Genomic DNA, 23553 nt, shown 5'->3' on the forward strand with positions numbered 1-23553 from the left:
AGCGATCCCACATTTCGGACTTTTCTGTCGCCGTGTACCATCTTCGTTTTCTTCGTGACATTTACAACACCTCACCTTTGCTTCTAAAGATAAAGTGTTGCGCCGATCAGTTGAGGTCACCGTCGTTTACGGGCGCTGGCTTTGAAAAATTGAGTGTCCGCTATCGGGGATTCAGCATTTAGGCGTAAGTATCGATAATGCGTTTCGAATCTTTCTTTTGCTGATCTTTCTGGCGCTGCTCGTTCTTCTGTTTTTTTTCGCGATCAGGCTTGTTGAGGGCATCCCGAACCCGTGGCGTTTGATTCACCGATTTAATTAGCGGGTCGGACATTCTAAAAACCTTTGTTCTCCCGGTGCTTCGGTGCGCTGCGGTACTGTCATGCGGCTGCCAACCTGCACCCTCTCGTCTATATCCTTATCGACCGTTCTCCAAAAAAGTTAACCACGTACCCCACTTTCGATTCACGATACGTCGACCTGTCGAATAATTTTTTCGATTTTGTCTTTTAAAGTTGCCGCGGTAAAAGGCTTTACAATATAACCGTTAACACCTGCCGCGGCAGCGTCGATGATTTGTTCACGTTTCGCCTCCGCGGTAACCATTAATACCGGTATGTCCTCTAGTTCCTTGTCGGCGCGTACCGTTTTGAGTAGCGTAAGTCCATCCATACCGGGCATGCTCCAATCGGTTATCAGGAAGTCGAAATTTCCCGCTTTAAGCATTGGCAATGCGGTTTCTCCATCGTCGGCTTCGGCGGTATAGTTAAAACCAAGCTCACGCAGCAAGTTCTTGAGTATGCTGCGCATGGCTGAAAAATCTTCAACGATAAGAATGTTGATATCCTTATTCATCCGCTTTCCAGTCAGACATGCGCGCTTTCACACGCAATAATGCCTGGCCATGCAGCTGGCATATCCTGGATTCCGTGACGTCGAGAATCTCGCCGATTTCACGAAAATTAAGTTCGTCGTCATAGTACAGCGACATCACCAGTTGTTCCTTTTCAGGCAACTGGCGAATACTTTCGGCGAGTTGCTTCTGATACTCGGCCTGGCTGAATGCCTCTTCGGGAGTGAACACAGACGAACTGGGAAGCGAGGCATCCGATGTGTTTTCCTCGAGGGTGTCGATACTGTAAATACGCGCTGACGATGAGTCGATTAAAATCTGGTGGTACTCACCCAGGCTGATTCCGAGGGCCAATGCGACGTCGGCATCTTTCGCATCTTCCCCGGTCTCGTTCTCTATTTTTCGAATGGCTTCGGAAACTGAACGAAACTTGCGATGCACCGAGCGCGGAGTCCAGTCGGAGCGGCGAATTTCGTCAATCATCGAACCACGAATACGAATCCCGGCAAAGGTTTCAAAACTGGCACCCATCTCGGCGTCAAAATTACTGGCCGCTTCGAGCAAACCCACCATTCCCGCCTGGATCAGGTCATCGATCTGCACCGTCGGGGGTAGCCGGTTTAACAGGTGATAGGCAATTCTTTTGACGAGCGATGCATGGCGAACGATCTGGTCTTTTTCGTCCAGATTTTCCACCTCCGCATACATCGCGTGCCCATTCACAGGCGATCTTCCTGCGCACTGAAATTGACCAGGCGCTCGATAAAGAACTCAAGATGCCCCTCCATGCTGCTCGGGGTGGGCCATTGCTGGGTTTTCTTCGCAATCTGCTTGAAGGCCAACGCGGATGGGCTGCGCGGAAAGGCCTCAACCACTGATTTCTGTTTTTGCACCGCTTTCTTTAAACAATCGTCGTAAGGGACACTGCCTATAAAGTCGAGCGTTACGTCGAGAAACTTCTGCGAAACCCTTGCCAGCTTGTTAAACAGTTCACGTCCCTGCTGAGTGTCATGCGCCTGGTTTGCCAACACGTGAAAACGCTCGACGCCGTAGTCACGATTCATGACCTTGACCATCGCGTAAGCATCGGTTATCGAAGCCGGTTCGTCGCAAACCACGACAATCACCTCGCGCGCCGCGCGCGTATAGCTGACAACACTGTCCGAAAGGCCGGCCGCGGTATCGATCAACAGGGTATCTACCGGTTCGGTCAAGTCGGAGAACGAGCGGATCACGCCGGCGTTCTGGGCGGGTGTGAGATCTGACATCGCCGCGATTCCGGAGGAAGCCGGAACAATCTTGATTCCGGCCGGCCCCTCGACGATGGTTTCCTCGAGCGAGCACTCGCCGTTAATGACATGGGAAAGATTGAGCCCCGGGTTTAAACCCAGCAGCACGTCGATATTGGCGAGGCCCATATCGGCGTCCATGATCATCACCTTCTCCCCACTTTGCGCCAGTGTCACTGCAAGGTTGACGGTGACATTACTCTTACCGACACCACCCTTGCCACTGGTCACCGCGATCACGCGCACCGGGTGCTGTTCTTTCATCTGTCTGATACCTTGAGCCTGATCCATTTTTAATCCTATGCCTGGTTCTTGTTTATGATGTGGTTGTAACGCATCGCCAACGCTTCCTGATCGAACTGTTCACCGTAGCGCTGCATCAGCGACACTGCCCTGCTGATCAAGCGGTGACTCTTGGCAGTTTCCAGATCCTCGGGCACCTTCTGGCCGGTACCGCAGTAAGCCAGAGCCAACTGGTGTCGGATCGAAGCCGTGATAATTCCACCAAGACTCGCTGCCTCATCCAGCTTGGTGACGAAAGCGCCCGCCAGTTTCACCTTGCTAAAGTTCAGAATCGTCTGGTTTAACGCCGCCAGCTGGGTGTTCGCCGACAGCACCAGGTAGGGTTTAATCTCGGAAGAATCCGTCTGCAGGCGTTGAAATTGCTCGCTCAGACGCAGATCGCGCTGGCTCATGCCTGCCGTGTCGATTAGAACGAGTTTCTTGTCACCGAGCATATCCAGTCTATCGCTTAGCTCTTCACTGTTTCCTGCCATCAGCAAAGGCACTTCCAGTAAACGCGCAAAATGCTGCAGCTGATCCTGGGCACCGATTCTGAATTGATCGGTGCTGATCATCGCCACCGACCGTTTGCCATGCAGGTGTGCAAAGCGCGCGGCAAGCTTGGCGATGGTTGTGGTCTTACCCACCCCGGTTGATCCGACCAAAGCAATACGACCACCTACGGCCAGAAGATCGTGGCGATAAACCGGGATGCAGTGCGCGATTATGCCGAGTAATTGCTGCCATACCTTGTGTGGGTCGCTACTATTCTGGCCCAGGTGTGACATCACGGTTTCACACACATCGGTTCCGAGCCCCATTTCTGTCATCAGGTTCAATAGCACCGTCCGTACCGGGTGTTTCTGGCTGAATCGGTCCCACTGCAGTACCGACAGTTGGCTCTCCATCAAGTCACGCAGGTTTTGCAGTTCACTCTTGACTTCGTCAATAACCGGTTTAGCCTCAGATTGCCTGGCAGTCGCAACCTGTGACTTGTTGGCTACCGGCTTGTTTGAAACCGGTGCCTTGGGTACCGACCTATCGACCACTTTCGATTTGTTCCTCGATTTGGCAACGGCGGCCTTGACGATAGCGTCATTGGCGCTCACAGCTGGTTTGGGCTTAATTCTGGCTACCGGTTTTTTGACGCTCACCGGTGCTTGCGCTGAATTAACGCCCCCTTTAGCGACAGGACCCAGCACGGGCTCTTTACGACCGTCGGCCAAAATCGATCCGATCCAGGCGTCGCTGGCGACATCGGTGCTCACGGCGGGGAGCGCCGCCTCGGTTCGTGGCGCCTGACGGGGTGCCGGTGCAATCGAGGCCATATTGGCAATCGCGACCTCGTCATAATCGATCGCCGAGAGTATCTCTACGCCCCCTGGCACTTTATTGTTTCCCAGGATCACCGCGTCGCCGCCCTGTTCCTGTTTGACCAGCTGCAATGCATCGCGCATGGTGGGCGCAAAGGTTCGCTTAATTCTCATTTCCAGACCTCACTTCGCTACCGACCAGCGTATCGGGGGCCCCGACGCTGGCGACAACCTTCAATTGTTTATCGTCCGGTACTTCGTCGTAACTCAATACGTGAAGTCCGGGAATCGCATGTCGAACCATGCGCGCCAGGAAAGCTCGCAGACTTTGCGATACCAGTAATACCGCCGGCTCACCCTTCGCCTGCTGGGTTTCTGCGGCCTGTTTTAACGAGCTATGTATCATTTGCGCCAATCCCGGTTCGAATGCCATGACGTTACCGTCCTGCCCCTGTACTGATTGAAGCAAAATCTGTTCCAACGAGGGGTGCAGGGTCATAACAGTAAGCTCTGACGCCATTCCAAAGATGCTCTGCACAATTTGCCGCCCCAGGCTGATGCGCACCAGGGCGCTGAGGGCGCCGGCATCTTGACTATTGCTGCCGTGCTCTGCCAATGTTTCGGCAATGCTGCGTAAATCACGGATCGGAATCTGTTCCTGCAACAGGTTTTGCAATACCTTGACGATCACGCTCAGTTCGAGTGGTTTTGGTGTCAATCCATCGACCAGCTTCGGTGAACTGCGTTTCAGCACCTCGAGCAATTCCTGGACTTCCTCGTGCCCGATCAGTTCGTGCGCATTGTCCTGCAGCAACTGGCTCAAATGCGTGGCGATGACCGTCGATACGTCGACCACGGTGTAACCGAGCGTTTGCGCATGATCACGCTGGGCGCGTTCAACCCAGTAGGCTTCGAGGCCAAAGGCTGGATCCTGGGTCGGGGTGCCGCTCAGTTCACCGTAGACGGTACCCGGATTGATCGCCATATCCTTCCCCGGCTGCACCTCGGCCTCGCCCATCGGCACCCCCAGCAGGCTGATGCGATAGCTATTCGGCGATAAATCGAGATTGTCTCGAATGTGTACCGGCTGGATCAGGAAACCGAGTTCCTGCGACAGTTTCTTGCGTACCCCCTTGATACGCGTCATCAGTTCGCCACCCTGGCGGGCATCCACCAGCGGAATCAGTCCATAACCGACCTCGAGCCCGATGATATCGACCGTTTGTACATCATCCCAGCTCAAGTCCCGCTGTTCAGGTCGCGGCTCGACTTCTTCGGGCTCGACCTCAACCAGTTCCGCCTGCTGCTGCCGGCGGTGCAACATGTAGGCGAGACCTGCTGCCATTAACGCAATAGTCAGAAAGGCTGCATTCGGCATGCCCGGTATCAGTCCCAGTATTGCCATGATCGCGGAGGAAACGATCAGTGCGCGCGGGTTGTCGAACATCTGGCTGAAAACCTGGCTCGACATCGCTTCCGAATTGGAGACACGGGTAACAATTATCGCGGTCGCGGTTGACAACACCAGTGACGGAATCTGCGCGACCAGGCCATCGCCGATGGTCAACAGGGTGTAATTTCTCACCGCTATCCCGGCCTCGAGATCATGTTGAAACACACCGATTGAAAGCCCACCGATAATATTGATGAACAGGATCAGGATTCCGGCAATCGCGTCGCCCCTGACGAACTTGCTGGCACCGTCCATGGAACCGTAGAAATCAGCTTCCTGGGATATTTCGCTACGACGGTGACGCGCTTCGTCCTGGGTACACAGGCCGGCATTCAGGTCGGCATCGATTGCCATCTGCTTACCGGGCATTGCATCCAGCGTGAATCGCGCGCTGACTTCCGAGACACGTCCGGCACCCTTGGTGACCACGACAAAGTTGATGATGACCAGGATCGCAAACACCACCAGGCCTACCGCGTAGTTGCCGCCAATAACGAAATCACCAAACGCTTCGATGACCTTGCCCGCGGCGGCGGTACCGGTATGTCCTTCGAGCAGGACGATACGGGTCGACGCAATGTTAAGCGCCAGGCGCAGCAGTGTGGCAATCAGCAGAATGGTTGGAAATACGGTGAAATCGAGTGGACGCAGCGCGTACACCGACACCAGCAACACCACCAGTGCGAATGTAATATTGAAGGTAAACAGCATGTCGAGCGCCATCGGTGGCAGCGGGATCACCACCATCGCCAGCATCATGATCACGATCAGGGGTGCCGCAAAACCCTGGGGATTGAACCCCCTGAGTTGCGCGCTGAAAGTCTGGCCAGCCATTATCGTTTTACCCCGCCAGCCAGGATGCTGTTAGCGCGGAGCGAAACCGTCAGTTTTAAATCCATTTATACTTCCTCGTCGATCGGCGTATGGGGATCGGGGCGCTGCGGCAATTCGGTTCCTTGTTCACGCGCGATGCGCAACTGGAACACGAACGCGAGAATCTGCGCGACTGCGAAGTAAAGATGCGCCGGAATTTGCTGGTCAATCTTGCAGTTGGCGTAAAGCGCGCGCGCCAGCGGCGGTGCTTCGAAAATCTCGATGCCGTGGAAAGCAGCAATTTCCCTGATCTTGAGTGCGACCAGGTTCCTACCCATGGCAAGCACGACCGGGGCCGCCATGTTGTCATGATCGTACTTCAGCGCGACCGAATAATGTGTCGGGTTGGTAATGATAACGTCCGCATCCGGCACCGCTTCCATCATGCGGCGTTGTGCCATCTCCTGCTGCACCTGGCGCACTTTCGACCTGACCTCGGGCTTACCCTCGGTATCTTTTAACTCATCGCGCACTTCCTGCAGCGTCATTTTCAGTTTCTGCGAATGGTCCCAGAGCTGGAACGGAACGTCGATTGCGGCAATCAGTACCAATGTTGAAGACACCACCAGGAAACTCAGACCCAACAGCCAGGCGCCGTTGAGCAGCGCCAGCGACAGCGACTGTGTCCCCAGGCCGATAAACTCCTCTGCCTTGCTCCATAAGAAGATGACCGCAACGCTCGACACCACCAGGAACTTGGCTACCGCCTTGATCAACTCCATCAGACCCTTGCTGGAAAACATGCGCTTGAAACCGGCAATCGGGCTGATACGTTCCGCCTTGAAAGCCATCGATTCGACGCTGAAAGACCAACCACCAATCGCCAACGGTGTGAAAATTGCGATCACCGTCATCAGGAACATGAATGGGCCGATCGCGGTCAACGCCTGTGCGGCTGCCATACCAAATTTTTCAAACACTGCCTGCTGCGAAAACACGTCAGCTCTCGAAATAGTGAATCCCTGCTGCATGAAAATCGTAATGTGTTCAATCATGTGTGAACCCATGAACAGCAGGCCGAGGGCCCCGAACACCATGATGGTCATGCTGTTGAGTTCTTTCGAGCGCGGTACCTGGCCCTTTTTCTTCGCATCACGAAGTTTCTTCGCCGTCGGCTGTTCCGTCTTTTCCTGACCGTTGTCGCTCTCTTGTGCCATATCCGCTCAGCCTCAGGGTGCGACCATCGATTGCGACAGCCGCATGGCCTGCAACATCATCTGGTTGAAACGTGGCAGGAAACCGGGAATCACCAGCAGCAGGATGATAAATCCCATGAACATGGTGACTGGGAAACCCACCGAAAATATGTTTAGCTGTGGTGCGGCACGAGTCATGACGCCCATCGACAACGTGATCACCAGCATCGAGATCAGCGCCGGAATTGCGACCCAGAGGGCACCGATAAACATTTGACTGCCCCAGGAGATCAGTGCCCAGAAATTGTCACGCCCGACGCCGGTCGGTGAGATCGGCAGGCTTTCAAAGCTGCTCACGACCAGCTGGATCAGCATCAGGTGGCCGCCCAGGGCGAGAAACAACAGCGTGCCGATAATGATAAAGAACTGCGAAATCATCGGCACGTTGACGCCATTGGTCGGGTCGACCATCGATGCGAAACCGAGGCCCATACTCATCGCGATGGCTTCGCCGGCCATCATCAAGGCACCAAATACCAGCTGCATCGTGAAACCCATCGACAGGCCGATCAGAATTTGCTGGGCGGAGACAAAAAGACCTTCGAGCGATAACGCTTCGACCTGTGGCATATCGGGCAGTAGCGGCAGCACCACCACGGACAGAACCATGGTGATGATAATCTTGACGCGGGTGGGCACCAGGCGCGTACCGATCACCGGCATTGCAATAAACATCGAACCAATACGCATCATCGGCCAGATCAGTGAGCCGACGAACGCGGTAGCCTGGGCGAAGCTGAAATCCATCGTCAAATCAACCAACCAGGCCCGGGATTCCGAGGTACAGGCGCCGGGTAAAGCTCAGCAGCAGGTTGAGCATCCAGGGTCCCGCGACCAGAATCGACAGCAGCAACACCATGAGCTTTGGGATAAAACTCAGCGTTTGTTCATTGATGGATGTGGCTGCCTGGAACATACCGATCAACAGGCCGATGGCAAGTGCCGAGAGCAGCATGGGCGCTGCGATCATTGCGATCACGTAAAGCGCTTGTTGTGACAGATCGATAATCGTATCTGGCGTCATCGTCAGGCTCCCAGCAGAAAACTCGAGGCCAGGGTGCCCATGATCAGGGCCCAGCCGTCCACCAGTACGAATAACATCAGTTTGAATGGCAGCGAGACGATCATCGGCGACAACATCATCATACCCATCGACATCAGCACGCTGGCGACAACCAGGTCGATAATGACGAAAGGAATGAAAATCAGGAATCCGATCTGAAACGCGGTCTTCAGTTCACTGGTAACGAAGGCTGGCATCAGTAGTGAAAAGGGTGTCTTGTCCGGGGATTCGATTTCGGTCACCCCGGCGATATCGGCAAACATGCGGATATCGGTTTCGCGCGTTTGTGCCAGCATAAAGGTCTTGAAGGGCTCGGTCGCGGCCATCATCGCATCCATCGCCGATAGCGAACCGGCCAGATATGGCTGCATTGCGACCTCGTAAACCTGGTCGAATACCGGCGACATCACGAACAATGTCAGGAACAGCGCGAGACCCAGGATAATCTGGTTCGAGGGTGTTTGTGCAGTGCCCAGAGCCTGGCGCAGAATCGAAAGCACAATAATGATGCGGGTAAACGATGTCATCATCAGCAGGATGGCGGGTAACAATGTCAGCATCGTCATCAGCGCCAGGATTTCGAGCGTCACCGTATAAGTCTGGCCGTCGCCATTGCCACCATCGATCGAAATGGCTGGAATACCGGCCGACTGTGCCTGTACCTCAGGCACCAGCAACATTAAAAAAAGAGCTAGCAGTAGCTTCACGTGGACTCCCCGTCGCCCATGGCCCGGTTCAGTTTTGCAGCGAAAGTCGACGTCGCCGGCTGTCCTTCCGGCGCTTCCAGTGGATGAGCCATGGTATGGAGTTTTTCGATACGGCCCGGCGTCAGGCCAACCAGTATCTGTTCTTCACCGATTTGCAGCAGCACGATTCGATCACGGGCGCCAATCGAAAGTCCCGCGATGATCCTGATCAACCCATTTTGTGACTGCTGGTTCAGATTGAATCGTTTAACCAGCCAGGCCAGTATCAGGATCGCCACAACGACCAGCAGCAGGCCACCTGTCAGTTTTAACAAGTACGGCGTTGACAGCGGTTCCAGTGGCGGCGCATCGAGTCGTGACTCTGCCAATGCCGCACTGGAAAGCAATCCGGTGAGTACAAACAACCAACGCATCAGCGGAGATTCTTGATCCGGTCTGACGGGCTGACCACGTCAGTCAGGCGAATGCCAAATTTCTCGTTGACGACCACGACCTCGCCATGTGCCACGAGGGTGCCGTTGACGAGTACATCCATCGGTTCGCCCGCGATTCGATCGAGTTCAACGATCGAACCCTGGTTCAACTGTAACAGGTTACGAATGCTGAGCTGGGTGCGCCCGATTTCCATCCCCACGGTAACCGGAATATCGAGGATGACGTCGAGCTTGACGTCACCTGATTCCGGATTCACGTTACTATTCAGATGCTTTGCCGCAACCTGCTGAAATTCGTCACCCTCCTTCGGTTGGGCAGTACCACTGTCGGCACTGGCCTCCTCCGTCGCGGTTTCCAATTCCTCGGCCAATCCGTCCTGGTCTACGGCCTGTTCTGTTTCGTTGCTCATATTAGTCTCCTGCAGACTATTCCTGGTGCGTAATTGCGTTTTTAATGTCTTCGTTATCCGGATCGTAAATTTCGATAACGTCTTCCACCTTGATGGCTGCATTACCCTGGTGTTCACCAAACTGCCCACGGATAACCGGCATGTCTTCGGCCAGTAACAACACCTGCTCAGGCATATCGATCGGGATAATGTCGCCGGCCCTGAAGTTAATCAGGTCAGAAAGCGGCACCTGTTTTTCGATAAACAGGGCCTGCATATTGATTTTGGCGTGCATCAATTCCTCCTTCAGAAGAATCGCCCAACGTTCGTCGATTTCACCATGATCGCTCTGCACGCCGGTATCGAGCAAGTTGCGGATAGGTTCAATCATCGAATAGGGGTAAACGATCTGAATATCGCCGCCACCACCTTCGAGTTCAACATGAAAAGTGGAAACCACGATGACTTCGGTGGGACTGACGATGGTCGCCATCTGCGGATTCACTTCGTGATTGTGATAATTGAAATTAACGGACATGACCGGCTCCCAGGCCTTCACCAGGTCCCGAAAGCTGATATGTACAACCTTTTCGATAACCCTGAGTTCGGTACTGGTAAATTCGCGCGGCTCGATCTTTGTCTCGATGGTGCCGTCGCCACCAAAAAAGTTGTCGACCAGAATAAAGACCAGCTCGGGATTAAGTACGATCAGGCCGGTGCCACGCAACGGCAACATTTTGATCATGCTGAGGCTGGTCGGCTGGTGCAAGGTCTGGATGTATTCGTTGAACTTGACCATCTCGATACCGGTTACCGATATTTCCGGAGACTTGCGCAACATGTCGAAAAAGCTGATGCGAAAGTAACGCGCGAAACGTTCGTTGATCATTTCGAGGGTCGGCAATCGGCCCCGAACGATACGTTCCTGGTTATTGAAATCGAAAGGATGGGCTTCACCGTCAAAACTGGCTTCATCGGGTGAGGTATCAATGACACCGTCATCAACACCACCGAGCAGGGCATCAACTTCGTCCTGACTGAGAATGTCGTTACTCAAGGTAATTTACCTACTGCATGACAAAGCTGGTGAAAAAGACATTGTCGACTTCACCACCCGAACCGTGCTTGTTAATGACAGTCTGTACCGTTTCCAGTGCCGATTTTTGCAGGCGCTCCTTGCCTTCCGGGGCCCGCAGTTCGGCCGATTTCTGTTTTCCGAATAAAACGACCAGGTTGTTGCGAATCAGGGGCCTGTGCTTTTCCAGTTCTTCGGCAACGTCGTCGTCGAAGGTCAGTACCTGCATCGAAATCTGCAGAAATCCAACCGGATCCTCAGGCGCAAGGTTTACCGTAAAGGCGGGCTTCAGGTCGATGTAGCTGGCATCGCCCCGGGAAACCTCTACTTCTTCCTCAACCTCGGCCTCGGCACTATCACCGCCCCCGACAATCAATAACGTGCCACCGACCGATCCGCCGATCAGCAAAACCACGCCCAGAATGATGAAAATCAGTGTTTTTTTGCTGCCGCCAGTCGTTTCGGCTTCGCCCTGTTGCTCTTCTTCCGCCATTTTGAGTTCCTGCCTGTTAACAGATATCTAAGCTTGAGCAATTCCTGTGCCAACTAATTTTGTTTAGGGTTTTCAATAAGTTAAAGGAATGGAATTTGAGATAGACAGTTTTTTGACAGTGTTTTCCGGTACAGAGACAATAACTTGTCGGCAGTTTGGCCATGGTTTGTCGAAAAGCCCGGGACAGGCCCGTAAATGTGACGCTTCAGGGCGTCATCCGGGCATGGGCACAGCACTTATCCGGGGCCCTGGAACGATGCCAGGATTTAAAATTTTCTGCTGAACGGGGATGACCCTGAAACTAAAAAAATTGCGGCGCGCACGCCGCAATAAGGGGGTAATCAGGCGAAGGTGTCGACAATGCCCTCGCCAATGAAATAACTGGCCTGATCTCGCTCCCTCTGCTCGAGAGCCTGTTCCTGCTGGGATTCATCCTGCTGCTCGGCCTCCGCATTGAAAGTCGAATTTGAACGCTGCTGCTGGTCATGACGCTGCGAAACATCGACGTTCACGTTCTGATAGCCACTTTCCTGTAGAAAATCACGCAGTCGAACCGAGGCGGTTTCGATCAGCTCGCGAGTGTGTGCATGCTGTGTCAGAAAGCTTACCGTGGTTGCATCGTCAGCGATCTTTACGTGAACATCGAGCTTACCCAGGAATGGTGGATCGAGTCGAATCGTTGCCGTATTCTGCTTCTGGTTAATCATCCAGTTGACACGTTCACTTAACCCGTTGCTCCATTCGGTCGCATCTGCGTTGCGCGGTAGTGTCAATGTCTCGAGATGGGGCGGTAAGGCGCTCGACTGGGTGCCCGGTGTCAGCACATGGGGTAACACCGAAACCGACTGGAGCGCGCTCGCAGACGGGGTGATCGTTGACTGCTGCAGGTTTGCGGACTGCTGTGCCATGATATCGGGATTACGATATTCAGCGCTGCCCGGCATATCACGCGCAGTCGCGGGGCCAGGGAGCGGAATTTTCTCTCCGGCCATCAAGGTCCTGTCCAACGCCTTTTCCCGCGCAGGAACCGATTCCATGGTTAGGTTTTCCCGGAGTCCTTTTAACACGCGTTGAGTATCGTCGAGTTGATCTTCACCGACCATTGCGAGCACCGATGCCGAAGGTTGCGGTGCCGCTCCCAACGATCGTTCAGATTGAGGTAAAGCCACCGCAGTTCTGAAGTCGACATTACGCATCACTTCAGCCGCGCCAGGTTGCCTGGTTTCGGGAACGGGTTTTACCTCCGCCAATAAATCTCTCGCGATGAACTGACTGGACTCAGGATCAACAGGCCTGGGTATCGAGATAGCCTGTGCCGATTCGCGTGTGAGCGCGGATTTATTCATCACCGACACGAAATCCGCAGCAGGGGATATTGTCTCCGATGCCGCGTTAATAGCCGCGGAAAGCGTCTCTAGCTTGCCTGACTGCGGGGCTGCTGCCGACAAAGCGACTTGTGGCTTGAGTTCGGAGGGAGCGCCTTTAAGCGTATCGGAAACACCGGCGGCGGGGGCGGTCATATTTTTGGACATGCCTCGCTGCGCTATATCAAGCGCGGCATTAACCGGCAAACTCTTTCCGCCAGCTGGCAATGTTTCTCCCGTCTTACCGTCTACCAGCGCATTCGTTACCGCTTCTGAGCCGAGTTTTAACACCGGCAATCCAACGCGCTCAATAAGCTCTGTCGCTGCCTTGACAGCCAGATTGGTATTGATGGGAGTCGAGGTCGGATCTGGCAGTAAGTTTTCGTCACTGCTGCTACCGGGCGACAGCTCCGGGATTGATCTGGAGGCATCCGAAAGAGTTGGAATCTTATCTAAAAAGTCTTTAATATCAATATCTTGGGTTTCTTTACCAGGCGCCACGGGAAACTGCTGAGAAAACAATCCGGCAAAGCTGTCCGCGTCAGCCTGCGGGGCCAGGGGTAATTCCTGCTGGTCCAGCGTGAGCGAGCTTATGTCGGTCAGCAATATATTCATCTAGTCATCCAGTCCATGTATTGATCGGAGCGCTTGTCGAGCCATTGCAGGAACTGAATGCATCATGCGTGCCAGTTTTTGTTAAATCGAGCTAGCGACGGTTGAATTTGCGTTGCGCGAATTCGTCGAGCGCCTTCTGCTCTTTACGCGCCTGCTCTGCAGACTCCTGCTGTTGCAGCTTTTCGACTACCTTGTGCATCTTCTTGGAATCGACGCGCATGACATTCCAGATTTCGCGCTTTTGTTCCAGTTCCTGGCGACGCAATGCGACCACTTCGATCTGGCGTTCAATAGTCTGATCGAGTTGCTGCATAAACCGGTTGAACTCCTGCAGTTCGTGCGGGGTGAAGACACCAATGTCATACTTTTTCTTTTGCAGGTATTCAAGCTTGTAGTCCTGCAGCTGGGCCTGTCGGGCTATCTCCGTGTCGAGCAGGTTCTGGCTCACGGCAACTTCCTGCAGGGCCCGCTGTTCCTTCTTATCGGTATGCTTAACCACCGGGTGCAAACGTTGGGCGCGAGTCATCGTTTACCCAACCTCTGCCCTGCTCAACTGCCGCTCCACCAGGGCATCAACTGCCTGCGGCTGGTTTTCATCTCCAGACTTGCTCAATACTTCGGCCAGCTCGGTGCGGCTGCTTTCAAAACTCACTGAATGATTCATATTCTGGGTAATGAAGTCGATCAGGTCAGGTTGCATTCGGATCGCGCGATCGATTGCCGGATCAGATCCCTGCTGGTAAGCCCCAACGTTTATCAAGTCACGATTTTGCTGGTAGAGACTGTAAATACCCTTGAAATTCTGCGTCAAGCCCATGTGCTCGGGGGTTGTGATCTGGGGTGTCAATCGACTAATCGAGGATTCGATATCGATCGCAGGATAGATACCTGTTTCCGCCAAAGCACGAGACAGTACAATATGCCCGTCAAGTATGGCGCGGGCCGCATCCGCGATCGGATCGGCGTGATCGTCACCCTCGACGAGGATCGTGTAAAACGCCGTAATCGAACCCGAATTCTGCGCACCGTTCCCGGCCCTTTCGACCAGCTGGGGGAGGCGGGCGAAGACCGATGGTGGGTAACCCTTGGTTGCCGGCGGCTCACCAATGGCAAGGGCAATTTCACGTTGCGCCTGCGCAAATCGGGTGAGCGAATCCATCAGCAGGAGCACATTTTTCCCCTGGTCACGAAAGTACTCAGCAATACTGGTTGCCTGCATCGCACCGTGGATTCGCATTAGCGGCGACGAGTCAGCCGGCGCGGCCACGACGACGGCCTTGCGCAAACCCTGCTGGCCCAGGATTTCCTGCACAAACTCCTTCACTTCTCGTCCGCGTTCACCGATCAACCCGACCACCACGATATCGGCCTCGGTATAGCGGGTCATCATTCCGAGTAAAACCGATTTTCCGACACCGCTGCCGGCAAATAATCCCATGCGTTGACCCCGGCCGATCGGAAATAGCGCGTTTATTGCACGTACACCAACGTCAAGTTCTTCATGGATCGGTGTACGCATCAACGGATTGATTTCCTTGCCCTGCAGCGGATATTTCTGGTGAGCACGCAGCGGTCCCTTGTCATCGAGTGGCCTGCCACGTCCGTCGATTACGCGGCCCAGTAATTCCGGGCCGGTGAGGACGTCGGATCCCTGTCGCATCGGGATCACCCGGGCATTCGGTACCAGTCCACGAACTTCCGCGGTCGGCATCAGGTATAGACTGTCGCCGGAGAATCCGACCACCTCGGTCTCCACTCTGTCACCACTTGAATTGACCACATCACAACGCGCCCCGGTCGGCGCCTGGCAGCCAATCGCTTCGAGCGTCAACCCTACCATACGTGTCAGCACGCCTTCGACAACTGGACTACCCACATGCCTGGATTCGCTCGCAGTTCGTTGCAGTGACTTCATCCAGCCCGAGGTTGCCTTCTGGATCAGCGGGTGCGGCATTAATCCTGCTCCCTTTCACCACCCAGAACCGAAGCAGCAAGCGCGGAAAGTCGATTTTCGAGGGTCGCATTAATTGCCGATGGCGCAGCATTAATCTCGAATCCACCACGCGTTATCATCGGATCTTCAACCAGTTTCCAGTTATGTTCCTCGTCACTGGTTTCGATCGACAATGCACTGCGAACAAGGTTGGCGTCCTCGGGATGCAATACGATCGAAATATTACGCTGATTGCCGGGTAGCAGCCGCACCGAGTCTCGAATCAAACCGATAATTTCACCTGGCTCCAACTTCAGTTCGCGCCGCACCAGTTGCTGCGCCAGGGTTACCGCCAGTTGGGTTAACTGGTGCTCGATATCCTCGTTCAACGCCTGCAGGGGATGTTCAAAAAAATCAATCAACTGCAATAACTGCTGCTGCAGCTCATGGGTTTCCTGTCGGGCGCGCACCAGCCCCTGCTGGTAGCCCTCTTCCTCGGCCTGCGCCATCCATTGATCGAGGTCTTCGGCCGTGGGAATGGAAGCTTCATTTTGTTCACGATGACGAACCACGCGACTAGGATCGGCATCCATTACCGGCACGCGCCATTTTTCGACTTCTTTGTCAGTCATCATTCCGGGTTTACCTGTTTCGTTATTTTTATTGGTCCAGCGCCAGCAACTGCCCGCCTAGACCATTTCCTCGCCACCACCCGAGAGCACGATCTCCCCGGATTCCTCTAGCTTGCGGGCGACGTCAAGAATTTCCTTTTGTGCCGCTTCGACTTCGCTGAGCTTGACCGGTCCCTTCGCTTCCATGTCTTCCAGCAGCATTTCCGATGCACGCGAAGACATGTTTTTCAGGAACTTCTGCCGCATCTCGTCATCGACTCCTTTCAGTGCGAGTGACAGCAGATCGGTTGATACTTCTCGCATCATGGTCTGAATGCCGCGATCATCAACATCGCGTAGGTTCTCGAATACAAACATCATGTCGTCAATCCTGGTGGCGAGCTCTTCGTTTTCGGCACGTACCTGTTCCATGATCGTATTTTCAATCGAGGTATCGATGGAATTGAGAATATCGGCAGCGGTTCGCTCGCCACCGACCATCGACGACTTTACGTTTTCGTTGTCGCTGAAGTAACGCTCCATAATTGAATCGAGCTCCTTGATCGCGGCCGGCTGCACGCCTTCGAGGGTCGCGATACGCATCAGTATTCCGGCACGCATGCTTTCCGGTAAATGGGTGAGTACCCAGGCGGCATTATCGGATTCGAGATACGACAGCACGATGGCAATAATCTGCGGATGTTCAAGCCGGATTATTTCGGCGATGGCCTTGGGATCCATCCACTTCATCGACTCCAGGCCATTGCTGCCACTACCCATCAGGATTCGATCGATAACGCTGCCCGCCTTGTCACCCAGGGCCTTTTGCAGCATACCGCGAATATAGGAATCGTTACCGATACCAAGCGCAGTCTGAGATTCGAGCACATCGAAAAAGTCATCGATGACATACTCAACCGTCGGGCGCGATACATCATTCATGGTGGCCATGGTTGATCCCACCACCTGGACCTCCTTGGGGCTCATATGCTGGAGAATCTCGGCCGCGATGTCCTCGCCCAGGGTCAGCAGCAATACCCCGGCCTTTTCCGGGCCCTTGACCGAGGTCAAACTCTTATCCGACTGTTCGTCAGCCACTATTGGTCACCTACCCAGTGTTTCATTACGTTGGCAACCCGCGCGGGATCATCCATGACCATCGAGCGTGCCATATCGACCTTTTGCTCGTAGGTCGCATCTTTACGCCTTACCATCGCAGCCGGATTATTGGGGTCCTCGGCCAGGTTGGGAATGCCAAAGTTTTGTGCTCCCGCCTGTTGTCCAGGCATTGCATATTGCATCGGCGTTGGTGTTCCCAGCGTCTGCACGCCCGACGAGTCCGAGCCACTTGAGCCAGCCGAGTTTTCGGCATCGGTGTTTTTCAGTGACAGCGATCGGAGGGCAGGGCGCACCAAAATAAAGTAAACGATGATCAAACCAAGCGCGCCCAGGACCTGCTTGATCAGGTTAATGATCCAGGCTTCATTCAGCAGGCTGCGCCAGGCGGGTATCGGCTCAACGACCAGTTCCTCGACTTCCAGAAAGGATGCATTGATGACACTGACCGAATCTCCCCGATTTTCATCGAAGCCAATCGTTTCCTTGACCAGGTTAGTGAAACGCGAGATCTCTTCGTCACTGTAAGGTGTCCTGGAGACGCTGCCGTCGTCCGCGGTCACCTGCTTGTCATCGATAATGACTGCTACCGAAAGTCTCTGCACGCTGCCAACCGGGTTACTGGTGTGGCTGATAACGCGATCAACCTCGTAATTACGCGTCGCCGAACGATTTTGATTGGTCGGAACCCGCTCGGTGACAGCGCCCTCGGTTGCAGTTTGCGCGCCCGTTTCCGTTGCGATCGTGCCGGCGGCGGGGGGTTGATTGCTAAGCGCACCGGGGATACCCAGGGCCTGGCTGAAACTCTGATTCTCTTCTTCGTTAATTTGCTCGCTGCGAATCACGCTGCGCTCCGGATCGTAGGTCTCGCGAGTTGATTCTACCGCGGAAAAATCGAGCTGTGCGGCCACCTGCGCGTTGACCCTGCCTTCACCGACTATCGGTTGCAGCAGGTTGATAATGCGATCAGCAAAATTGTTTTCCAGCTTGCTGGTGTACTCGAATTGCCTGGTTGTCAACGAGATTCCTTCATCTTTTTCACTGGTCAAAAGGCGACCAAACTGATCGACAACCTTGACCTCGGTGCTTTCGAGCATTGGAATACTCGAAGCGATCATTTGCACAATGGCTTCCACCTGCCCCGGATTCAGCACCCGGCCGGGATGCAGCTTGACCACGACTGAGGCACTTGGCATGGTGCGGTTGCGAATAAAAATCGATTGTTCTGGAATGGCGAGATGCACACGCGCCTTATCGACCGCCCGGATCGACTCAACCGAGCGCACCAGTTCTGCCTCGACGGCATGATTGTAACGTGCGGTTTCAATAAACTGGCTGGTGCCGAGACCCTGATCCTGCTCCAGCATTTCGAGACCCTTGGCGGTGCCGTCAGCCAGGCCCTGCGAAGCGAGCAACAGACGCGCCTCGGACAACTTGGTCTGGTCGACCAACAAGGTACCCGTGTTGGCATCCAGCTTGAATTCAATATTGCGCGACATCAGGGTGTCCGCAACCTGTGCCGCATCCTTGCTGGACATGTTGGAGTACAGCGGCGAGTAATTCGGTTCCGCGGTCCACAATACGACGACCATGCCGACGGCAATTGCCGCGGCAAGCCCGACGAGCTTGCTGATATGGCGCACCGCACGTGACTGCGCGACGGCATCGATCGGATTAATCTGTCGCGGCGCTACTGCCACTATCCCCTGCCCGTCCGGGCCGGGTAGTACCTGCTGATTTGCGCTTGCCTCTGCCATGGTTTACACCGACATGTTCATAACATCCTGATATGCGCTCAGGAGTTTGTTGCGGACCTGGGTCAGGGCTTCGAAAGAAATTCGCGATTTCTGTACCGCGATCATGACCGCGGATATATCGACATCTTCACCCAGTTCGAAGGCCTTTGTCAGGCTGGACGCCTGCATTTGCGTCTCATTTACCTTGCCGATTGCCTGCTGCATCAGGTCGGCAAAACTCTCGCTCTGCTCGGGCTTAAGCTCGGGTTGCAGCCCCTGGCCTTTGGCCAGGGACTCGAGAGCCTGCATTTGACTGAGTAAGTGGTTTTGAGTCTTGTTGATCATAAATTTCCCTACTGGTCGATTTATTGACGGATTGAGTCCCGACCCATGGATCAGGTGCAAAACTGTTAATTTTTTGACGTATCGTCGGTTTAACCCACCCTTTTCGGGTCCCTGGGGGATAGTCAGCAACAATCGCGCCAACTTCCCCTGGTCCAATCCTAATTCTGGTTGAACCGCATTGCTGCCACCGACTCCTTGTATGTTGAGCCATTCCGGGGGAAAGTCTGCAAAAGTGTCGCGAGGCAGGACGCCGAGCACCAAGCTGTTCCCTGGATGGACCAACCGGCGCACGCGCCGGTTGGGAGCGTCTTTTGCGGGCTTTCCCCCGGGGTGGCAGGGGAGATACCATTGCGATGATCATGCCTTTGGTATTAGTCCGGAAGCGCTGCGCCGGCATCGCGCAACTTGGCGAGCTTGTAACGCAAGGTGCGTGGACTGATACCGAGTTTTTCCGCCGTCTTCTTGCGGCTGCCCCTGAAATTACGCAGCGTTTCAAGAATGACCTCGGTTTCCCGGTCGCGCAGATCCGAATGGAGTTTACCGTTATCCTCGAGCAATGGATCGAGTGGAGCCTGCTCGATACCACTCTCAAGCATGATGTCCTGCGGCAGGATTTCCCTGCCCTGCTTCAGGATCAGCGCACGCTGAATCACGTTGTCGAGCTCGCGCACATTGCCGGGCCAGCTGTGTTGGCATAAGGTTTCGCAGGCAGCGTCGGAAAGCTGGATCGATTCTCCCGCTGCCCGACTGTACTGGGCCAGAATCTTGCGCGCGATGGGGACAATGTCGTCGGGTCGTTCGCGCAGGGCAGGGATCGTAATCGGAAACACATTAAGCCGATAAAACAAATCCTCGCGGAAGCGCTTTTCGCGCACCTCGTGGCGTAAGTCCCGATTGGTGGTAGCGATGATACGCACGTCAAGTTCTATTACCTGGGTGCTACCGAGCCGCTCTACCTCCCGCTCCTGCAGCACACGCAGGATTTTTGCCTGCAACCCGAGGTCCATCTCGGTAATTTCATCCAGCAGCAGGGTGCCGCCATGGGCCTGTTCGAACTTGCCGACGGTCGCCTTGTGCGCACCGGTAAAAGCGCCTTTTTCATATCCAAACAGGACCGCTTCCAGCATATTCTCGGGAATTGCGGCACAGTTAATCGCCACGAACGGCTGCTTCGAGCGGGCCGATTGCTGATGAATAAACCTCGAATAGATTTCCTTGCCGACACCGCTCTCCCCGGTGAACAGAACCGACGCAGTGGTTTTCGCGACACGACCGGCGAGGACTAGAGATTCCTGGCTGGCCATGTCCACGGCGACAAGATCCTGATCTGCTGACACCGGATCCTGGATCTGCTTGCGCACCGTGCTTACCAGGCTTGAGACTTCAAACGGTTTGACCAGGTAATCGACTGCCCCGGCCTGAATCGCATCCACCGCCTGCGGAATCGATCCGTAGGCTGTCATTAAAATAACCGGCACATCGATCTGATTGCTGCGAATCGAAGACAAAAGTTCGTAGCCATTGCCCGGGCTCATCTGCACGTCACTGAGTACGAGTGACGCCGAGTTGCTGGCCAGGAACTGTTCGGCGGCACGACCATTTTCAACCTCGTGAAAGCTGATTTCATTAAGCTGCAGCGTGTCGCAAATAGCCTCGCGCAGATCAGCATCATCTTCTACTACCAGTACATCAACCATGGTTTGGCTCCTTTTTTATCATTTACTTGCTAGTGCTGACTTGAGTTTTCATTGCCTGCCTGCAGGGCAGGAAAATACGAAAGCGACAACCGCGCCCGGGTCTCGAAAAGACGGCGATACGGCCCTGGTGTGATTCGATAACCGCCTTGACTACCGCTAGTCCGAGACCGGTACCATCGGTCTTGGTGCTGAAAAAAGGATCAAAGATATGGGTGCGGGTGTCGCGATCCATACCGCAGCCATTGTCCTTTAGCGAAATCGACAGCAGTCCATGCAGCGTCGTGCCTACCCTGATTTCAATCCGGGGGTCCTGGGTACAGGCTTGCAGTGCATTCATGCACAAGTTGGCGATTGCGCCCAGCAGCGCATCCTTGTTGCCCTGCAGTTCAACGGTGCACTCATGTCCATGCAGCTGCAGCAGCGCACCGCGTTGCTGTAGCTGTGGCATGAGCTGGTCGTTGAGCTCGGTAAACAACTCCGTTACCGAGAAACGTGTCGTCACGAACTGGCCGCCATGGGCGAAAACCAGCATGTCATTGATGAGCTTTTCGATATGCCGGCTGCGTGCCAATGCCTTTTTGCAAAAGCTTTGCACGGTCTCGGTGTCGAGGACAGTATCGACGCATTGCGACAGGTACAACATGGTCGAGGCTAGCGGAGTTCTGATCTGGTGTGCAAGACTCGCCATCATCTTGCCCATGGTTACCAGGTGCAGATTCTGTTGAGCCGTACGCTGCAACTCGCGGGTCTGTGTGACATCGCTGAGTAACAGCACCTGTCCCGGCGCGTAGCCGAGCGGACGCGTCGAGATACTGAACTGCCTGCCGTCGGCGGTTTTCAGTTCACCCTGGTCAAGCTCAGGCAAAAATACGCGCGTCACGATGTCCCGCCAGGGCTCCTGGTCCAGCGGTGTGCCCAGCAGCAGACGGGCACTCTCGTTGGCTTCGACGACATGTCCCTGCCGGTCGAGTACTACGACTCCGCCGGGGATCGCATCCAGCAACTGAGCATTGGCGGCAGGTCTGGTCGGCACATCATCCGCTTTGAGGCGACCGACATGCTGGTTGATTTGTTCGACGCTCGCACTCAGGCTCGCCGACAGTCGATTAAACTGCTCAAACGCGCCCTTAAGGCTGTGCGTTGCTGGCGCTTTAAATTCTAGCTTTTGATTTTCCACCCCGAACAGGGTGCACAAGACAAACCAATTGTAATAAATCTAATAATATCAGAAAGTTATAAATTACGATTATTCTGGACGACAGAAAAATGACGCTATTCGGTGCGTTCTATTTCGTATTTGCGCATTTTTTCGACGAGGGTTGTGCGCCGCATTTTGAGCATGGTCGCTGCCCGCGCAACCACGTTATTGGTCTTTGACAAGGCTTGCTCGATCAATGTTATCTCGATATCCGTCAGGTATTTTTTCATATCGATGCCGTCTGCAGGCAACTCGCTCAGGTCGGGCTCTGCCATCGCCAGCCTGGTTTCGTCCCCGCTAGATTCGAAAACTTCGAGCGCTCCCTCGCTCTGGTATTTTACGGGTAGATCTTTTGAATCCACGACACCGTGCGGAAACAGGATCGCAAGGCGTTCGATCAGGTTGGCGAGTTCACGCACATTTCCCGGCCAGGCATACTGTTGCAACATGGATATCGCTTTTTTGCTCAGTCGGACAGAACCGCGATTTTCACGTTCAATTCGAGCAATCATTTCGTGAATCAATAGCGGGATATCGGACTGCCGTTCGCGCAGCGGCGGTACCTCGATCGGAAAAACATTGAGTCGATAAAACAGGTCTTCCCGGAATTTGCCCTCGGCAATTAACTCTTCGAGACGACGATGGGTTGCGGCAATAACCCGCACATCGGATCTTATCGACTTGTTGCTGCCAACCTTTTCATAGCTGCGCTCCTGCAGTACACGCAGTAACTTGACCTGCATCGGCAAAGGCATATCCCCGATTTCATCGAGAAACAGTACACCCCCCTCGGCAAGTTCGAAGCGACCCTGGCGCGCACTGATGGCACCGGTAAATGCGCCCTTTTCATGGCCAAACAGTTCGCTTTCAAGCAAATCTGCCGGGATTGCGCCGCAGTTGATTGGTACGAACGGTTTCTTGCTGCGTGAAGACTGTGCGTGGACATTACGCGCGATGACTTCCTTGCCGGTACCCGAATCTCCGAGAATCAAGACCGACGCATTGGTGTCGGATACCTGGTCGATCATTAAATTAATGCGCTCAATTGAGCTGCTGTTGCCTATTAGCGGCTGGCATTCGCGATTCTGCATGCGGCGTTCGCGCTTATTGTGCTTACGCGCCTGGTCGAGGACCTGGGATAGAGAATAGTAATCAGACTGGAAACAGAGTCCGGAAACAAAGGGTAGTTCTACCACGATTTCAAGCGCACTCGATTCGGACTTGTCTGCCAGTAAGATTACCGGATACTGACACTTGTCTTCCTTGTTGCGCTCGAGAAAAAACTTTGAAATATCGTCGCCGCCGATACTGAATATTGCGAGATATTCAAATAATTCTCGACGCGGGATATCGGGGAGTTGTTCGGGCGTGATAAGCCTCGCTTCCACTTTGATGAAGCCGAGTACCGCAAGGAAAGAATGTCCACGTGTATGGTTGGAATCGACAACAAGCACCTCGTTGCTGTCCTGACCTCCACTATGGTCCTTCATTTGTGTTACCCCGATTCTAGAAAAAACATCA

General features: G+C 54.3%; 23 protein-coding genes and 2 pseudogenes. All 25 read right to left on the minus strand.

Annotation, left to right across the window (positions count from 1 at the left end):
- Nucleotides 1-178 precede the first annotated feature (178 nt).
- The 25 genes and pseudogenes from OES20_05840 to OES20_05960 all read right to left on the minus strand — a co-directional run bounded on the left by OES20_05840 (nt 179) and on the right by OES20_05960 (nt 23522).
- A complete protein-coding gene (locus OES20_05840) occupies nt 179-331 on the minus strand; it encodes a hypothetical protein (GenBank protein MDH3634211.1) in 153 nt (50 codons plus the stop codon).
- Between the two features lie 131 nt (nt 332-462).
- Nucleotides 463-852 carry a chemotaxis response regulator CheY gene (locus OES20_05845; protein MDH3634212.1) on the minus strand — a complete coding sequence of 130 codons (390 nt, stop codon included), beginning with the start codon at nt 850-852 and terminating at the stop codon, nt 463-465.
- Entirely contained in the window at nt 845-1558 is a 714-nt protein-coding gene (locus tag OES20_05850; GenBank protein MDH3634213.1) for an RNA polymerase sigma factor FliA, read from the minus strand. The genes OES20_05845 and OES20_05850 overlap by 8 nt, the downstream gene beginning before the upstream one ends.
- An 11-nt stretch (nt 1559-1569) precedes the next feature.
- Complete coding sequence (locus OES20_05855; GenBank protein ID MDH3634214.1) at nt 1570-2412, minus strand: MinD/ParA family protein; 843 nt, start codon at nt 2410-2412, stop codon at nt 1570-1572.
- 26 nt (nt 2413-2438) lie between these two features.
- On the minus strand, nt 2439-3908 hold the full coding sequence (gene flhF, locus OES20_05860) for a flagellar biosynthesis protein FlhF (protein MDH3634215.1): 1470 nt from the start codon (nt 3906-3908) through the stop codon (nt 2439-2441).
- The gene (gene flhA / locus OES20_05865; GenBank protein MDH3634216.1) at nt 3898-6021 is read right to left on the minus strand and encodes a flagellar biosynthesis protein FlhA; all 2124 of its coding nucleotides are present in this window, start codon (nt 6019-6021) and stop codon (nt 3898-3900) included. The genes flhF and flhA overlap by 11 nt, the downstream gene beginning before the upstream one ends.
- A 65-nt stretch (nt 6022-6086) precedes the next feature.
- The gene (gene flhB, locus OES20_05870) at nt 6087-7217 is read right to left on the minus strand and encodes a flagellar biosynthesis protein FlhB (GenBank protein ID MDH3634217.1); all 1131 of its coding nucleotides are present in this window, start codon (nt 7215-7217) and stop codon (nt 6087-6089) included.
- 12 nt (nt 7218-7229) lie between these two features.
- A complete protein-coding gene (gene fliR / locus OES20_05875) occupies nt 7230-8003 on the minus strand; it encodes a flagellar biosynthetic protein FliR (protein MDH3634218.1) in 774 nt (257 codons plus the stop codon).
- Nucleotides 8004-8010: 7 nt separating this feature from the next.
- Nucleotides 8011-8280, minus strand: coding sequence for a flagellar biosynthesis protein FliQ (fliQ, locus tag OES20_05880; protein ID MDH3634219.1), 270 nt, complete (start codon nt 8278-8280; stop codon nt 8011-8013).
- A 2-nt stretch (nt 8281-8282) separates the two neighbouring features.
- Nucleotides 8283-8999, minus strand: coding sequence for a flagellar type III secretion system pore protein FliP (fliP, locus tag OES20_05885; GenBank protein MDH3634220.1), 717 nt, complete (start codon nt 8997-8999; stop codon nt 8283-8285).
- Nucleotides 9000-9022: 23 nt separating this feature from the next.
- Entirely contained in the window at nt 9023-9439 is a 417-nt protein-coding gene (gene fliO / locus OES20_05890; GenBank protein MDH3634221.1) for a flagellar biosynthetic protein FliO, read from the minus strand.
- On the minus strand, nt 9439-9870 hold the full coding sequence (gene fliN, locus OES20_05895; protein MDH3634222.1) for a flagellar motor switch protein FliN: 432 nt from the start codon (nt 9868-9870) through the stop codon (nt 9439-9441). The genes fliO and fliN overlap by 1 nt, the downstream gene beginning before the upstream one ends.
- Nucleotides 9871-9886: 16 nt before the next feature.
- Entirely contained in the window at nt 9887-10906 is a 1020-nt protein-coding gene (gene fliM, locus OES20_05900; GenBank protein ID MDH3634223.1) for a flagellar motor switch protein FliM, read from the minus strand.
- Between the two features lie 10 nt (nt 10907-10916).
- Nucleotides 10917-11417, minus strand: a complete 501-nt coding sequence (locus tag OES20_05905) for a flagellar basal body-associated FliL family protein (protein ID MDH3634224.1) — start codon at nt 11415-11417, stop codon at nt 10917-10919.
- A 341-nt stretch (nt 11418-11758) separates the two neighbouring features.
- Nucleotides 11759-13396, minus strand: a complete 1638-nt coding sequence (locus OES20_05910) for a flagellar hook-length control protein FliK (GenBank protein ID MDH3634225.1) — start codon at nt 13394-13396, stop codon at nt 11759-11761.
- Between the two features lie 91 nt (nt 13397-13487).
- Nucleotides 13488-13922, minus strand: a complete 435-nt coding sequence (gene fliJ, locus OES20_05915) for a flagellar export protein FliJ (GenBank protein MDH3634226.1) — start codon at nt 13920-13922, stop codon at nt 13488-13490.
- Nucleotides 13923-13925: 3 nt separating this feature from the next.
- Nucleotides 13926-15311, minus strand: coding sequence for a flagellar protein export ATPase FliI (fliI, locus tag OES20_05920; GenBank protein MDH3634227.1), 1386 nt, complete (start codon nt 15309-15311; stop codon nt 13926-13928).
- Between the two features lie 38 nt (nt 15312-15349).
- A complete protein-coding gene (locus tag OES20_05925; GenBank protein ID MDH3634228.1) occupies nt 15350-15964 on the minus strand; it encodes a FliH/SctL family protein in 615 nt (204 codons plus the stop codon).
- Between the two features lie 54 nt (nt 15965-16018).
- Entirely contained in the window at nt 16019-17038 is a 1020-nt protein-coding gene (gene fliG, locus OES20_05930) for a flagellar motor switch protein FliG (protein ID MDH3634229.1), read from the minus strand.
- Complete coding sequence (gene fliF / locus OES20_05935) at nt 17038-18813, minus strand: flagellar basal-body MS-ring/collar protein FliF (GenBank protein MDH3634230.1); 1776 nt, start codon at nt 18811-18813, stop codon at nt 17038-17040. Before fliF ends, fliG begins: the two co-directional genes overlap by 1 nt.
- Nucleotides 18814-18816: 3 nt before the next feature.
- The gene (gene fliE, locus OES20_05940; protein ID MDH3634231.1) at nt 18817-19137 is read right to left on the minus strand and encodes a flagellar hook-basal body complex protein FliE; all 321 of its coding nucleotides are present in this window, start codon (nt 19135-19137) and stop codon (nt 18817-18819) included.
- Between the two features lie 371 nt (nt 19138-19508).
- Nucleotides 19509-20834 carry a sigma-54 dependent transcriptional regulator gene (locus OES20_05945; protein ID MDH3634232.1) on the minus strand — a complete coding sequence of 442 codons (1326 nt, stop codon included), beginning with the start codon at nt 20832-20834 and terminating at the stop codon, nt 19509-19511.
- A gap of 22 nt (nt 20835-20856) precedes the next feature.
- Nucleotides 20857-22029 carry an ATP-binding protein gene (locus OES20_05950; GenBank protein ID MDH3634233.1) on the minus strand — a complete coding sequence of 391 codons (1173 nt, stop codon included), beginning with the start codon at nt 22027-22029 and terminating at the stop codon, nt 20857-20859.
- Nucleotides 22030-22106: 77 nt separating this feature from the next.
- Nucleotides 22107-23105: pseudogene (locus OES20_05955) on the minus strand (sigma-54 dependent transcriptional regulator).
- Nucleotides 23106-23159: 54 nt separating this feature from the next.
- Nucleotides 23160-23522, minus strand: a pseudogene (locus OES20_05960) (hypothetical protein).
- Between the last annotated feature and the right edge of the window lie 31 nt (nt 23523-23553).

The organism is Gammaproteobacteria bacterium (genome assembly GCA_029862005.1).
In the GTDB taxonomy this organism is placed as follows: Bacteria; Pseudomonadota; Gammaproteobacteria.